Genomic DNA, 12,997 nt, shown 5'->3' with positions numbered 1-12,997 from the left:
GCCTCAGTCCTTGCCGGTGCCGTGATCGGAGCCCGATTCCAATGCCGCACGCGGCGGCGCGGATTCGAGCGGACGCGGCCGATGCTCGTGGTGGTAGGCCGCGGCCTCGGCGTGCTCGACGGCCTGCACCGCACTCGACGACGACACGATGACACCGCCGATGACCGCGGCGATGAACGCGATGGTGGTGGGGATCTCCCAGCCGTTGGTGATGGTGTCGCCGAGCAGCAGGATGCCGATCGCACCCGGGATCACCGTCTCCCCGACGACGAGCGCGGCGGCGGCACCGTTGACCGAGCCGGTCTGCAACGCCACGGTGAACAGGTAGAAGCCGAGAATGCCGCTGAAGGCGAGTCCGTAGAGCGCCGGGTCGGTGAGTAGATGTGACGCCGAGAACGGCGAGAGGCCGTGCAGGACACGCGAAGCCACCGCCATGACGCCGAACATCGCGCCGGCGACGAGCCCGGTGGCCGAGGCGATGTGTTTGTGCAGCACCCGCATCAACACCAGCCCGAGACCGAACAGCACGAACGTCGCGACCAGCGTCGCCCAGTGCATCCACTGCTCGTTGCGGGTTCCCTCGGGTCCCGCGCCGACGGCGAGGAGGACGAGCGCGGCGATGACGACCGCGCCCGCGATCCAGTCCCGCGTCCGCAACGACACGTGCAGGATCACCATGGCGAGCACCGCGGTGACCACCAGCCGCGCGGCGATGATCGACTGCGACAGGAACAACGGAATGAGCCGCGCGGAGAGAATCGTTGCGCCGAAACCGATCACGTCGAAGAACAGACCCAGCAGAAACGGCCACTTGATCATGGTGCGGGCCGTGGATCGCAGACTCGGATGCGCCCGCTTGGCGGCCTTCGTCGTCGTCGTCGCGGTCGCCGTGCCGCCGGAGTTCGCCGGGGCGGCGGCGCGCTGTTCTGCGGCTTCTCGTCGGGCGGTCCATTCGGCGGCCATCGACTGCAGGACCGCGGCCAACGCGAACGCCACCGAACCGATGACCGCGGCGATGACACCGGCCATCATCGCGCACTCACCGCCATCTCGTGCCCTGCCGTTTCCACGCGACTGTCATCCCTGCGCGACCGTCATGTCATGCCCATCTGTGCGCTGCCGATCCCGCCATCATGCCGGGGTCAGCACCTCCGTGCCGACAAACCGGGCCAACTCCTCGGGCAGACGTACCGAGCCGTCGGGCTGTTGATGGTTCTCCAGGATCGCCACCAGCCAGCGGGTGGTCGCCAGCGTGCCGTTGAGGGTTGCCGCGGTCTGCGGTTTCCCGGACTCGTCGCGGTAACGGATCGAGAGCCGACGGGCCTGGAACGTCGTGCAGTTCGACGTCGAGGTCAGCTCGCGGTAGGTGTTCTGCGTCGGAACCCATGCCTCGCAGTCGAACTTGCGGGCTGCCGACGATCCCAGGTCACCTCCGGCCACATCGATGACGCGGTAGGGCACGTCGATCGCGGCCAGCATCTCCTTCTCCCACGCCAGCAGTTTCTGGTGTTCGGCCTCGGCGTCCTCGGGTTTGCAGTAGATGAAGCCCTCGACCTTGTCGAACTGGTGCACGCGGATGATGCCCCGGGTGTCCTTGCCGTAGGAGCCGGCTTCGCGGCGGAAACACGTCGACCAGCCGGCGTAGCGCTTCGGCCCGTCGGACAGGTCGAGGATCTCGTTCATGTGATAGCCGGCCAACGGCACCTCCGAGGTGCCGACGAGGTACAGGTCGTCCTCCTTGTCGAGGTGATAGACCTCGTCGGCGTGGGCGCCGAGGAATCCGGTGCCGCCCATGACCTCCGGACGCACCAGCACCGGCGGGACCATCAACGTGAAGCCGTTGGCGGTGGCCTTCTGCGCCGCCATGGTGAGCAGGCCGAGTTGCAACAGCGCGCCCTGCCCGGTGAGGAAGTAGAACCGCGACCCCGACACCTTCGCGCCGCGCTCCATGTCGATCAAACCGAGCGACTCGCCGAGTTCGAGATGGTCCTTCGGGTTCTCGATGGTCGGCGGCTCCCCGATGTGCTCGAGCACCACATAGTCGTCCTCGCCGCCGGCCGGCGCGCCCTCGACGATGTTGGAGATCGCGATGTGCGCGGCCTGCGACCGTTCGTCGGCATCGTTCTGGCGCGCGACCGCGGCCTTGACCTGCTCGGCGAGCTCCTTGCCCTTGGCCAGCAGCGCGGTCTTCTCCTCGCCCGACGCCTTGCCGACCTGCTTGCCCAACGTCTTCTGTTCCGAACGCAGGGAGTCGGCCTCGACGATCGCCGCACGTCGCGCGGCGTCGGCGTCGAGGAGTTGGTCCACCAGGCCGGAGTCCTCGCCACGAGCCTGCTGCGAGGCGCGGACACGGTCGGGATCTTCGCGCACAATCTTGAGGTCGATCACGATGTCAAACCCTACTTGACCTGGCCGGGCCCGCCCGGATCAGGAGTGCAGCGCTCAGCGCCGGCTCAGCGGTTCCACAGGGCGAGATAATCGTCGCGCCCGAACATGACGGCCGTGTCGTGGGCGGTGGGTGTGCCTGCGTGCGGGTCGGCGCCCGCCTCGAGCAGCGTCGCGACGACGTCGTCATGGCCCTTGAACACCGCACCGGCCAGCGGGCTCTGCCCGCGATCGTTGGCGAGGTTCACGTCGGCACCGTGGGCGGCGATCGCGGCGACGGCGTCGGCGTGGCCGTGATAAGCCGCGAGCATCAACAGCGAATCACCGGACTGATTGCGCAGGTCGACGGGGACTCCGGCATCCAGATAGGCCGCAAGATCGGCGGCCACGCCCCGGCGGGCCAGGTCGAACAGGCGGGTCGCCAGTGCGACGACCTCCGGATCGATCTCGTCGGGTTCGGGACTCACCCGGCCGAGTGTAGGTACGACGGGGCCGTGGCGCCCTCGGTGATCGCCGAGCCACCAGGCATCATGGAGGACGATGAGTGACGAAGCCCACCGCGATGAGGCGGACGAGGACCAGGCGAACGAGACCGTCGACCTGAGCAAGTCCGGCGATCCCGCGGCGAACGAGCAGACCACCCAGCTCACGCCGATCGCCGACGACACCGCGACCCGACCACAGGCGTGGTCGGCGGCCGGGGCGAGTGACGACTCGGACGCCACCGATTTCGGGGACGCCGCTGATTTCGGGGACACTGATTTCGAGCCCGCCGACGCGGACGCCGACGCGCCCGCGGCCGACTCCCGCGGATGGCTGCAGCGCAATGCGGTGCGGGTCGGGCTGGCCGCGATCGTCGTCGGCGCCCTCGTTGCCGCCGGGGTGGCGTTCGCCATGGGTACCTTCAACGATCGCGGCAGCGTGGGCGGCACCGACATCGGACAGAGTGAACGCCTCGCGGAGAACGCCTTCACCCGATCGGTCGCCGGGGACTGCCTGACCTGGCCGGAGAACCGGCCGGGTGATCCGGCGAAGGTCGACTGCGCCTCCGAGCACCGGTTCGAGGTGGCCGGCGCCCTGAACACCGCGCTGCTGCCGGGGTCGGAGTTCGGCGACTCCGCGGCGTGGCCCGGGCCTGAGCGATTCGGTCAGATCCGCGACGAGCAGTGCCCGGTGATCGTCAACCGCTACCTCAACGGTCGCCTCGATCCCGATGGCCGGTTCTCGGTGGGACTGATGTACCCGTCGGATCAGCAGTGGGCCAAGGGAGCTCGCGAGTTACGCTGCGGTCTGCAGATCACCGGCGCCGACGGCACGCCACAGTTGTTCTCCGGCAAGGTCGGCGAGCAGGACCAGTCCTTCCAGTGGCCGGCAGGCACCTGCATCGGCATCGATGCCTCGACGCGTCGCGTGGCGTCGCCGCCGACGGTGGTCAATTGTTCAGAGCCGCATGCCTTCCAGACCACCGGCATCGTCGATCTCGCACAGCGTTTCGGTGACGCCACCTCAGGCAAGCCGTGGCCGGGCGAGAAGGCGCAGAACGAGTATCTGACGACGATCTGCCCCGGTCAGGCCGAGCGATTCGTCGGCGGCAAGCAGAAACTCGACGCCACCACCCTCAACACCCAGTGGTCGGTGATCAGCGAACCCCGCTGGCTGTCGGGAAGCCGAAAGGTCGTGTGCTTCTTGGGGCTTCCCGACCGCGGCGGCTTCGCGACCCTCGTCGGCGACGCGCGTGGCACCGTCCTGGTCAACGGGAAGGTTCCGCAGCCGCCCGCGCCGGGCCCGTCCGGGCGCGCCACCCCGACGCCGGTCCCGCTGCCGCCGGGGGTCACCCCCAACCCGTTCGAAACCGCCGCACCGGCCGGGTAGGGACCGATGACCGTACACATGCGCGACGAGGAATTCGAAGAACTCGTCGGCGACGCCCTCGACGCGATCCCGTCCGAACTCACCGACGCGATGAGCAACGTGGTCATCCTGATCGAGCCGCGCAACCCCGAATCCCCGAACATCCTGGGACTGTATTCCGGTGTGGCACTGACCAAACGGACCCACGACTACGGCGGGTTCCTGCCCGACACGATCCACATCTACCGGGAGCCAATCCTCGCCATGTGCCACACCCGCGAGCAGGTGGTGCGGGAAGTGGCGATCACCGTGATGCACGAGGTCGGGCACCACTTCGGCATCGACGACGAGTGGCTGCACGCCAACGGGTGGGGCTGAGGACTGTTCCTGCGTGGCTCTTCCTACGTCACAGCCGGTTCCTGCGTGGCGGGCGGTTCAGCCCATCGGGTTGTCGCCCACCGAGTCGTCGGTGACGACGAGCGGCTCGTCGACGGCCTCGTCGAACGGCGCCCGGCTGGCGCCCCACCGATGGCACACCCACAGACCGTCGCGATACTCGAGTTCGACGCTGCCGGTGTTCGGCAGATGCGTTGCGGCGGCGAACTTCCCGTCGATCCCCGCCAACCGTGCGGCGACGAGCCGGATGGCCGCACCGTGGCTGACGACGACCACGTCGGTGGCGTCGGGACCGCTCAGGTAGGTGGCGGCGAGTTCGTCGATGGCCGGCAGGTAGCGGTCGTACACCATCTGCAGCGATTCGCCGCCCGGGATGCGGGTGTCGGGGGCGCCGGAGTACCAGGCGTCGAGGACATCCCGGAACACCCCGTGCGCCTCGTCGTCGCTGCGGTCCTCCAGTTCACCGGCCTGCACCTCGTGGATGCCCTCGACGATGCGCGGCTCCACCTCCCACACCGAGCTGATCAGTTCGGCGGTCTGCTGGGCGCGCCGCGCCAGTGAGCTGACCAGGACGGCCGGGCGCTGCGGGTGTTCGGCGATGATGCCGCGGTTCTCCAGACCGTATCGAACACCTTGGCGGACACCGAAATCGGTGAGCGCGGCTCCCGGTAACGCGGTGTCGAGGCGACGCATCACATTCGACGTCGTCTCACCGTGCCGTACCAGGTGCAACCGGGCCATCAGTCCTCTCCTCTGCGTATCCGGGCCAACCACTGCGCGTCGGCGTCATGGTCGGGCGGCGGGGTGCCACCACCACTGCCCATCGGCCACGAACCGAGAAACGTTATCCGCTCGGAGCGCCGGTGCAGCGCCTGCAACGCCTCGGCGATCGCGGCGTCGTCGACGTGGCCGACCGCATCGAGGAAGAACCGGTACTGCCCGGGCATGGTCACCCCACGTTCGAGGTCGCGCCGCGGTCGGGACTGGATTCGGGTGAGATCGATTCCCCGCGAAGCAAATTCGTTCATCGCCGACATGAGGCTGCCGGGCTCGTTGGCCAGTTCGAGGATCACCGACGAGCGGTCCGCCCCGGTGCGTGGCAGCGGCGCGGACGGACGCCCGATGAGCAGGAATCGGGTGACGGCGTCGGCGGCATCACACACTCCGTCGGCCAACACCCCCAGCCCGGACGATTCCGCGGCGAGCCGGGTGGATACCGCCGCGTCGGCGCGCCCGTCGGCAGCGTCGACCGCGGCCGCCGCGTTGGACGTCGCGGTGACGAATTCAGCTCCCGGGAACAGCTTTTCGATGCTTTCCCGTACCTGCGCCGAGGCCACCGGGTACGCGGCGATCGTGCGCACATCGGCGACAGCGGTGCCTGGACGGGCGGCGATGGTGAAGGCGATGTCGAGGTCGCATTCGGCGAAGACCTGCACGCGCGGCACCACGGCGCGGGGGTCGGGCACCAGCGCGTCCATCGTGGCCGGCACCGACCCCTCCAGCGAGCTCTCGATCGGCACGCATGCGAACTCGGCGCGACCGGATCGGACCGCCTCGATGGTGGCGACCGGACTCTTCTCGGGCTGCTTGTCGATGTTGCTCGCGGTGCCACCGGTCAGTGCAGACAGAAGTGACGCGTCGGCGAGGAACTTGTCGAGGGCCATCTCGGTGAAGGTTCCCGGCGGGCCGAAGTACGCGAACTGTGTCACGACAAGAGCCTAATCGAGAAAGCTGTCGAGATCGCCTCAGCGCGAGTCTCACCATTGACGACAGACGGATCGAGTTTTAGGTTAGGGTTACCTTCATTCCAATCGGTTCGGCGACGAACCGCGGGTACCGCAGCACGACCAGTGAGGATCGCCATGACACGTGCCATCACCGACCGCCCGTCGGACGCCGAGGTGATCGCGACGGCCTGCCGCCGGGCCGATGCGGCCATGCTCGCCATGGAGGATCCGACACAAACATCGAGCAGTGAACCGACGCCGGTGGATCTGGTGCATCTGTTCGAGTCGCAGGCGTTCTTGCTCGTCCCCACCGACTGCGAGGCGATCGTCATGGCCGGCGACGCCGCCGACGGGGTGCCGGCGATGGTCGAGATCACCGACTGCGCACCTATCGACCTGCGCGAACGCGTCCGATCACTGGTCTGGCTGAACGGCACCGCCCACGCAGTGCCCCGCAACCTCGAGCGTGACCTGGCCGTCGAGATCGCCACCGAGCACCCCAACGGCGGCCTGCTCGACATCGGTCACGGCCGGTCGATGATCCGGCTGCAGGTCGATCGCGCCGTCGTCGCGAGCAGTTCTGGTGCCGCGGCCGTCGCGGCCGGCGAACTCGCCGTCGCCGATCCCGACCCGTTCTGGGAGTACGAGGGCGAGTGGATCGCCCACCTCGACGCCGACCACGCCGACGTCGTCGGCCAACTCGCCCGCAAACTCCCGCGCGACCTGCGCAAAGGCCGCGTGCGTCCGCTCGGACTCGACCGCTTCGGCATCCGCTTCCGCGTCGAGGGCGCCGACGGCGACGCCGACGTCCGCCTCCCCTTCCCCCGCCCGGTCACCGACGTCGGCGAACTCTCCCGAGCGCTGCGCTCCCTGGCCGGCTGCCCGTTCATGAACAGCCTGCCGGACTGACCGTTCCCGGTGCCGGTGTCGGGCACCAGCCGCGACGCCAAGCCAACCCCGCGGCGCCAGCCAATCTCCGATGGTCGAGGTGCGAGGCGCCCCAGGCGCCGAGCCTCGAGACCCCGGTAAGCCGACAACGAAACACCACCCCCGTTCACCTCTCCCCACCTCCCCGCGTCCTGCATGATGGCTGCCATGTGGCGCCAACTCGTCGGTTTTGCGGTCTTCGCCGGAGCGTTGTCGGCCTTCATCGCGTCGATTGGTGGACTCGGTTTTTCCGGGCAGGGCTTCTCGGTGACATGGGGGCCGGGCACCTACGACGCCGGTTTCGTTGATACCGGCGTCGCTACATCACTTGCGGCCTCAGCAGCAATCGGCGCACTCCTCGGCTTCATCCTCGGAGCGGTGTTGAGGTGGGCAGGCGTCCGCGTCTCCGGAGCGACCGACAACCGGCTCGGCCGCGTGGTGTGCGCAGGTCTGCTCGGCGTGATCGTCGGGTTGTCGCCGGCGCTCGTCATCGTTGGCACCGCCTTCGCCGGACGCGTGGACTACGACGTGACCACACAACTGGCCGCCTACGGGATCAGTGCCGTCCTCGCCTACGTCCTCAGCGTCGCCGCCGTCTACCTGGTCCTGCGAATGTCGAGGGATTCCCATAGGGAGACAACGGCATTGGCGACCGCAGTCGCATTGCCTCTCGGTGCGGCCGCCGCCACCGGCACTGGTGTCGCCGTTGCGCGGCACCTCGGGTACACCACCGATATGACGACCTGGGTCGCGACCGTTCTCGCCGCCACCGCGGTCGTCGCCGCGACCTTCGCCCTCGCCCGTGGCTGGGCACTACGGTCGGGGCCGACCGGAAGCGCCGCATCCGACCAGGATTCTCCGCAGCCGGCCCTGTGACCGATGCCCTGACCTGTTTTCAGTCATTCCCGAAGTAGCTGCGGCACAAAAGCCCAGGTCAGATCTCGTGGCTTCTTTCGAAATGACTGAAAACAGGCGATCGACGGGCAGCTAGCGGCGGCTGCGACGTTCGCTCCAGCAAGATCACTTGACTAACTATTCTTCACTTGAGAATTTCAAGCGCATGCGTAGCTACGGCCAGTACTGCGGGCTCGCTCGATCGCTCGAAGTGGTCGGCGACCGATGGAACCTGCTGATCGTGCGCGAACTTCTGATGTCCCCGGCTCGCTATCGCGACCTTCTCGACCGGCTTCCCGGCATCGCGACCAACCTGCTCGCCAGTCGACTCCGCGATCTCGAGACCGCCGGCGTTCTCGAACGCCGGCTGACGGGCACGGGCAGCACCGTCGAGTACGCGTTGACGCCGTGGGGCGCGCAGCTACGCGAACCCATCGAGGGCTTCATCCGCTGGTCGACTCCGTTGATGATCCGCGGCCCGGAGGGCGACGAATTCCGGCTCGAATGGCTGGCCCTCGCCGTTCCGGCGTTGCTCGACAGGCGCGTGACCGACCGCTCGGCCCCGACGATCGGGCTTGACGTGGGTGACGAACCGCTGCAATTGCGAACGACGCGTTACGGATTCGAGGTCTTGCCGCACGACGGTCGCGACCTCGTCGCCACGGTGCGCGCCGAGCCCGCCTACGTTCTCGGGCTGGCCGCAGGCGCCTTCACTCTCGACGACGCACTGGCGCTGTCGCTGATCGAGATCGACGGCGACGAGTCGGCGGTGCGCGCCGCATTCGCTGCGTGAGACGCGATTTCGACTCAGCGCTCAGCTCGGTACCGGGAACCAACGGTCGCCGTCCCAGGTCCACTCCACGGGATCGCCGTCAACAGCAATGGCAGCGAGATCGAGCCACCATGTGGCATCGGGGTCCCACCCCGCGAGCACGGTGGCGCAGTCGTTGTCGGCCAACGGAATTGCGATTCCGGGGGTCGAAAGGTACCCGTGAACGCTGAGGTGCACAGCGTCATACTCGGTGACGACCTCGGACCAATCCGGGATGAACCAGCGACCATCGCGTCCCGTGGTGTGGTACCAGTCCGTCCGCTTCGAATCGGTCACCTCGAGCGGATAGGCATCGACCAGGTCGGCCCAGTCCTCGGGTGAGGCGATTTCGCAGACTCGTGGAGATGGGGTCACAGCAACCTTCCACACGCGGGCGTCGTCTTTCGACCACGAGTCCTCGTCCAGGGCGAGAAGTGTCGCCCCGAGTTCGGGGAGGGCTCGGGTTGTTTCCACCGTTTTGCTGGGCCATCCCGGGATCGACCACCATTCACTTGAAGCTCCGGAACAGGGATGACTAATCCGCCGAGCGCGATGGCGTGCTTCCGCCCTCGTGACGTGACGGCGCCACTCGTCGAGTTCGGCGGTGGCTTCGAGCTGCGGGCGTGTCCATTCCGGCCAGGACTCGGAGGACGACTTGAAGTGGGCCAATCGCTGCCCGTCGAGGTCTATCGGTTCCGCCCACCACGCGGTGTGGGGTGCGGCCATCACGGCGTCGGCAATCGGTCGGAACGCAGCAACGACCTCCGGATCGGCGAGTAGCACGTCCTCGTCATCGGGCGGCTGCCAGTAGCGGGCGAAGTCCACCGCCATTCTCAACGCCCAGAGGAGGTCCAATTCGGAGAACGCCGATACTCGCGGGATGTCCATGGCCGCGATCTCCGCACAGGCCTCGGTCGGAGTATCAGCTCGCCTCCGCTCGGCCTGCAGGACATCGCCATCGCTGTTGCAGAGGTACACGACGTTGGCACAGAAACGCCTGCCGCGCGGCGAGGCCAGAATATCCACAGGACTCATTCTGGTGATTCTATTGGCGCGACAAGTCCTTTCGTCCGCCGACGAACGGGCTTGGGGTTCGCGATGGGCTCGCGCCACTCCGCTGTAACAGAGTCGAGAGCGGCAGAGTTTGGATCTGCTCCCAAGTACCGGGTACCGGCGCGGGCGATGAGTCACCTCACTCAACACGCTCGTGCTCACTCACCCACTTCCAGGTCGACGAGAAGTAACTCCTGACTGGTTGCTCCTGCAGCGAGAACCTCTGGTGCGACGCCAAGTTCAGTTAATACTTCCATTCCCGCTATCGGCCGGAGGCTTTGGAAGTATCCAAGAGAGCGCGTCATGACCAGGTTCTCCGACGTTCGACAGTCCATGACGACCGACACGAGCTGCATGCGGGTCACCATCCCGGAGGTCACGGCAGCCATCACAGTGTCCGACGGCGCGGAGGTGCCAAGGGCTTTCACTGCCCCGGTCAGAACCATTGGGTCCGGAAAGACGTCATACCCACGGCAATCAATCCGTGCCCCGCCGCGTACGGCGATCCCACTGACCGTCGCGCGTTTCAGGCCAAACATCCGGATCGGCGGCGCCGCCGGCGTTGGGTAGAGAGTCATCGCCATCTGCAATCCCGGCCGAAGACCCGACCACCAATTGGCGAACTCGCTGTTCCAGAACAGGCGCCAGTGAACGCGTTGGCCCAAGCGAGGCAGTCCCAGTTGCCGATACGCGCGGTAGTCGACGTACACCGGCAGGATCATCGCCATCCTTGGCCGCCATCGGTGCCCGGTCCTGCGGGAAGAACTGAGTCACGGACCATTTCGGCGACGTCGACGACCTGCTGCGCCTGTGCGGGCGGGTCGGGCAGGCGGATCAATCGTCGGTTCTCGCAGAGCCAGAATCCCTGATTGTTTCGGGCGATCCGTATAGGGGTTCGGTCGACGTACCAACGATGAAGAGTCACCAGGGTGCACGGATCGATGATGGTCACCACCACCCGTCGCTCCTGAGGACCACCAGACAGCGCATGACTGCGCATATTGTCCGGCGAGGTGTCACCATCGAATCCGCTGACCACCGCCGAGATCCAGGCTTCGTCGCCGAGGCATCCGCCGTACAGCGGTTCGTCGGCGAGTTCTTCGGCGGGTGCGAGGGTGAGATCGTTGTTCACGGTGGCCACCTGCCGACCGAGGAAGAGACGTAACGGTTTGCCCGCCAGAAACATTGGTGCGTATCTCGTTGGCGACGACAATTTCGGCCCCACTGTCACCGTGCCCGTCGTCGAGACGCGAAAGAGCCGAGTTGCTCCGGATGTCTTATCCCACATATGTAGTGCGACGATCCATCCCGGAGACACTGCATCATCGATCCCGATCGAAGTGACGGCGTCGCTCGCAACAGCTAGATCAACCGTGATCGGCGCTGAATCCACGCGATGGATCGTCCACACGTCATCGTCTGTCTGGACGAGCACCACGTCACCATGAGCGGCGATGTGTACGACACGGCGGCTGTCAATCAACTGCCCCGCACCGGCTATCGGTATCCAGAACAGACCCGATTCGCCAAAGAACCAACACCCGAGCGACGCCGCCGCAACCGAGTGGAAGGCTTCCGAAGGTGCAGGCAACAGATACTCCGTTGCCTGTGCGCGTGCCGGCTCGTAGCGCACGACGATCGGTAACTCGGCATCGACAACCCACAGCGAATCCCCGTCGGCCGACAGCGAACTCGGGACGATGCGGGGCCGTAGCTGCGCAGGCGGAACGTCGTCAAGGTCCAGGTCGATCAGACCGGCGGTGTCCCAAATGCAGAGCCCGTCGGAATTCAGGGTGGGATCGTGGTCGAAGCCTTGTGGCATGACTTCGACATCACGATAGGACCACGGCGCCTCGGTCTCCGTTTCCCAGCCACCGTCAGCAGTCTGCCGATACGCCACGGTGATCAGTTGAACTCGGGTGATCCGTCCGCGCACGCGCCCGGTGTCCAGATGCAGACCTGAGGAGAATTGGCCGGTGACCTCGACGTGACCGGTTCTCGGCCGCTCGCCGTGCCACGTCGCCGACCAACCGTCGCCGCGCAGCACGCCGCGCCACCACCACCTGCCGTCAGACGTTCCCGTATCGGCGATATGTGTCGGCCCCCGCGCGTCCAGATCGAGCACACCGCGCACCGTCACGACATCGCGTTTCGGAGCATCCGACGGTGACGATCGAATCTCGCTGAAGCACAACGGGAACTCGGTGACCGCCCCAACCCGAGGAGGCGACATCGCCTTGTCCATGACGGACTTTTCCACAACATGCACCCGGAGAGTGCGGTGGCGCCTCATGCGCCTTTCTGCAGAATCGACATGGAACGCAGGCTAGCACAAGCACCGGAGCCGGATACGCGGTTCGTGGACTCTCCGCCACGCTTGAGCCGAAGGCACAGACACCCCAAGGTCAGTTGACATCACCACGGAAACCTCACTACCCCAGCGGACTTGCCCGCATCCGGCGCCATGACACCATGAACCCATGGACGACCACGACGACCGTGAAACGGCAATGCCGCGCCGAGTCTGGCAGGTGCTGCACGTTGTCGCGACCATCGCGGTCCCCTGGGCATTTGCCGGGTACTACCTGCGCTCACATCAATCGTCGATCATCGGTGCGGCCCATTTCGTTGCGGATTATCACGTGAAAGCTGCAACGGCTGCAGGTGTCCTGCTGGCGAGCACCGCGCTACTACGCCTCTTCGGTCGCAGTGTCGCCGCGACGGGACCTTTCGCCGCGATGTGGGCGATGGCGATGGCCTTCGCCATCTCTCAGGCTCGCGAATATGGCGGCGAGTTCTCCTGTCGGGTCGAGTTGTGCATGCCCGACTTCGGCCTGTTCATCACGGCCGTTCCGTTCGCAGTTGTCGTGTCCTTCGCCGTCATTGGATCGGCCCTGATCAATTACGCATTTCGCAAGAACAATAGGGCTTCACCGATGACGCTACAGTGACG

Annotated in this window: 14 protein-coding genes; 6 read left to right on the top strand and 8 right to left on the bottom strand. The window is 66.5% G+C overall.

From position 1 onward, the window contains the following. Positions 1-3: 3 nt before the first annotated feature. The 3 genes from J6U32_RS04110 to J6U32_RS04100 all read right to left on the bottom strand — a co-directional run bounded on the left by J6U32_RS04110 (position 4) and on the right by J6U32_RS04100 (position 2,852). Positions 4-1,032, bottom strand: a complete 1,029-nt coding sequence (locus tag J6U32_RS04110) for a DMT family transporter (RefSeq protein ID WP_208793664.1) — start codon at positions 1,030-1,032, stop codon at positions 4-6. Between the two features lie 99 nt (positions 1,033-1,131). Continuing rightward, the gene (gene serS, locus J6U32_RS04105) at positions 1,132-2,388 is read right to left on the bottom strand and encodes a serine--tRNA ligase (RefSeq protein WP_208793663.1); all 1,257 of its coding nucleotides are present in this window, start codon (positions 2,386-2,388) and stop codon (positions 1,132-1,134) included. Positions 2,389-2,453: 65 nt separating this feature from the next. Continuing rightward, positions 2,454-2,852, bottom strand: a complete 399-nt coding sequence (locus J6U32_RS04100) for an ankyrin repeat domain-containing protein (RefSeq protein ID WP_208793662.1) — start codon at positions 2,850-2,852, stop codon at positions 2,454-2,456. 73 nt (positions 2,853-2,925) lie between these two features. On the opposite strand from J6U32_RS04100, the gene J6U32_RS04095 reads away from it, so the two are divergent. After that, on the top strand, positions 2,926-4,257 hold the full coding sequence (locus tag J6U32_RS04095; protein ID WP_208793661.1) for a septum formation family protein: 1,332 nt from the start codon (positions 2,926-2,928) through the stop codon (positions 4,255-4,257). 6 nt (positions 4,258-4,263) lie between these two features. Further along, positions 4,264-4,614 carry a metallopeptidase family protein gene (locus tag J6U32_RS04090; RefSeq protein WP_006369204.1) on the top strand — a complete coding sequence of 117 codons (351 nt, stop codon included), beginning with the start codon at positions 4,264-4,266 and terminating at the stop codon, positions 4,612-4,614. Between the two features lie 57 nt (positions 4,615-4,671). Here J6U32_RS04090 and J6U32_RS04085 read toward each other — a convergent pair whose 3' ends face one another. Further along, complete coding sequence (locus J6U32_RS04085) at positions 4,672-5,373, bottom strand: histidine phosphatase family protein (RefSeq protein WP_208793660.1); 702 nt, start codon at positions 5,371-5,373, stop codon at positions 4,672-4,674. Further along, positions 5,373-6,341 carry a prephenate dehydratase gene (gene pheA, locus J6U32_RS04080; RefSeq protein WP_208793659.1) on the bottom strand — a complete coding sequence of 323 codons (969 nt, stop codon included), beginning with the start codon at positions 6,339-6,341 and terminating at the stop codon, positions 5,373-5,375. The genes J6U32_RS04085 and pheA overlap by 1 nt, the downstream gene beginning before the upstream one ends. A gap of 153 nt (positions 6,342-6,494) precedes the next feature. On the opposite strand from pheA, the gene J6U32_RS04075 reads away from it, so the two are divergent. The 3 genes from J6U32_RS04075 (at position 6,495) to J6U32_RS04065 (ending at position 8,973) form a co-directional block, all read left to right on the top strand. Further along, a complete protein-coding gene (locus J6U32_RS04075; RefSeq protein WP_079928447.1) occupies positions 6,495-7,268 on the top strand; it encodes a DUF2470 domain-containing protein in 774 nt (257 codons plus the stop codon). A gap of 186 nt (positions 7,269-7,454) precedes the next feature. Continuing rightward, entirely contained in the window at positions 7,455-8,162 is a 708-nt protein-coding gene (locus J6U32_RS04070; RefSeq protein WP_244332571.1) for a hypothetical protein, read from the top strand. 184 nt (positions 8,163-8,346) lie between these two features. After that, positions 8,347-8,973, top strand: a complete 627-nt coding sequence (locus J6U32_RS04065; protein ID WP_208793657.1) for a winged helix-turn-helix transcriptional regulator — start codon at positions 8,347-8,349, stop codon at positions 8,971-8,973. Positions 8,974-8,994: 21 nt separating this feature from the next. Here J6U32_RS04065 and J6U32_RS04060 read toward each other — a convergent pair whose 3' ends face one another. The 3 genes from J6U32_RS04060 to J6U32_RS04050 form a co-directional block, all read right to left on the bottom strand. Next, positions 8,995-10,026: a hypothetical protein gene (locus J6U32_RS04060; protein ID WP_208793656.1), complete on the bottom strand. Its 1,032-nt coding sequence runs from the start codon at positions 10,024-10,026 to the stop codon at positions 8,995-8,997. A 176-nt stretch (positions 10,027-10,202) separates the two neighbouring features. Continuing rightward, on the bottom strand, positions 10,203-10,766 hold the full coding sequence (locus J6U32_RS04055; RefSeq protein WP_208793655.1) for a hypothetical protein: 564 nt from the start codon (positions 10,764-10,766) through the stop codon (positions 10,203-10,205). After that, a complete protein-coding gene (locus J6U32_RS04050) occupies positions 10,763-12,169 on the bottom strand; it encodes a hypothetical protein (protein WP_208793654.1) in 1,407 nt (468 codons plus the stop codon). The genes J6U32_RS04055 and J6U32_RS04050 overlap by 4 nt, the downstream gene beginning before the upstream one ends. Positions 12,170-12,524: 355 nt before the next feature. Here J6U32_RS04050 and J6U32_RS04045 point away from each other — a divergent pair, with 355 nt between their 5' ends. Beyond that, on the top strand, positions 12,525-12,995 hold the full coding sequence (locus J6U32_RS04045; protein WP_208793653.1) for a hypothetical protein: 471 nt from the start codon (positions 12,525-12,527) through the stop codon (positions 12,993-12,995). Positions 12,996-12,997: the final 2 nt, after the last annotated feature.

This window comes from Gordonia polyisoprenivorans, assembly GCF_017654315.1.
GTDB classification, from domain to species: Bacteria; Actinomycetota; Actinomycetes; order Mycobacteriales; family Mycobacteriaceae; genus Gordonia; species Gordonia polyisoprenivorans_A.
This window is presented reverse-complemented; position numbering and strand designations above follow the sequence as displayed.